The sequence below is a fragment of the Paraburkholderia ginsengisoli NBRC 100965 genome (assembly GCF_000739735.1).
Taxonomy (GTDB): domain Bacteria; phylum Pseudomonadota; class Gammaproteobacteria; order Burkholderiales; family Burkholderiaceae; genus Paraburkholderia; species Paraburkholderia ginsengisoli.
Genome location: NZ_BBJF01000016.1, coordinates 1 through 1,162, shown reverse-complemented (window position 1 = coordinate 1,162; position 1,162 = coordinate 1). Strand labels below are relative to the sequence as shown.

Annotated in this window: 1 protein-coding gene and 1 pseudogene; one reads left to right on the top strand and one right to left on the bottom strand. The window is 64.3% G+C overall.

From position 1 onward, the window contains the following. Positions 1-305, bottom strand: a 305-nt coding sequence (locus BGI01S_RS31300) for a hypothetical protein (protein ID WP_303621170.1), incomplete at its 3' end; no start/stop codon positions are given. On the opposite strand from BGI01S_RS31300, the pseudogene BGI01S_RS21805 reads away from it, so the two are divergent. Further along, positions 283-1,162 (top strand): annotated as a pseudogene (locus BGI01S_RS21805) (hypothetical protein); the annotation flags it as partial. The gene BGI01S_RS31300 and the pseudogene BGI01S_RS21805 overlap by 23 nt on opposite strands.

Sequence of the window (1,162 nt, the reverse complement as noted above, 5' to 3'; positions counted from 1 at the left end):
TCGTCCACGTCGACGGGCATCAGCACCGCGCAAAGCGGCGTGACGTCGTTGTCGACGGGACTGAGCACGACCAACAGCAGCGTGACGTCGCTGTCGACAGGCTTGAGCACGACCAACAGCACGGTGGGTAGCCTGTCGACCGGCTTGAGCTCGCTGTCCACTTCGACGTCGACCGGACTCAGCACGGCGGTGAGCCGTGAGAACAGTTTGTCGACGGGCCTCAGCACCGCGCAGAGCGGTGTGACTTCGCTGTCGACGGGCCTGAGCACAACCAACAGCAGCGTGACCAGCCTGTCCAGTTCCACATCGACAGGCCTCAGCACCGCGCAAAGCAGCGTGACATCGCTGTCGACCGGCCTCAGCACGGCAACCAGCGGCATTACCAGTCTGTCGACGGGCATCAGCACCGTGCGGACCAACGTCGATGCGCTGGGTAACAGCACGGCATCGGCGTTGGGCGCCGGCGCGACCTATAACTCGACGACCGGCGCAATCAGCGCGCCGTCGTACACGACTTACAACGCGAACGGCAGCACCAGCACGGTCAATAACGTGGGCGCCGCGCTGGCCAGCGTGAACAGCCAGGGCATCAAGTATTTCCACGCAAACTCGACGCTCGCAGATTCGGAGGCACTCGGTGCGAACAGCGTCGCGATCGGCCCGAACGCGGTGGCCAATCTCCCCGGCGATGTCGCGCTCGGCTACGGTGCGGTTACCGCTGCCGCCAACCCGACCAGCAGCGCGACGGTCGGCTCGACGACTTTCGGCACCTTCGCGGGTGCTACGCCGACCAGCGTCGTTAGCGTCGGTGCGGTGGGAACGGAGCGACAGATCACCAACGTGGCTGCGGGACGCATCACCGCAAGCAGCACGGACGCTGTCAACGGCAGCGAAGTGTATGCGATCGCAAGCCAGGTCAATACGGTGAGCAACTCGGTGACTTCGCTGTCGACGGGTTTGAGCACGACCAATAGCAACGTCACCAGCCTGTCGACTTCCACCTCGACGGGTCTCAGCACGGCACAGAGCAGCGTGAACTCGCTGTCGACGGGTGTCAGCTCGCTGTCCACCGGCCTGAGCACGACCAACAGCAACGTCACGAGCCTGTCGAGTTCCACGTCGACGGGCCTTAGCACCGCACAGAGCGGTGTGAACTCGCTGT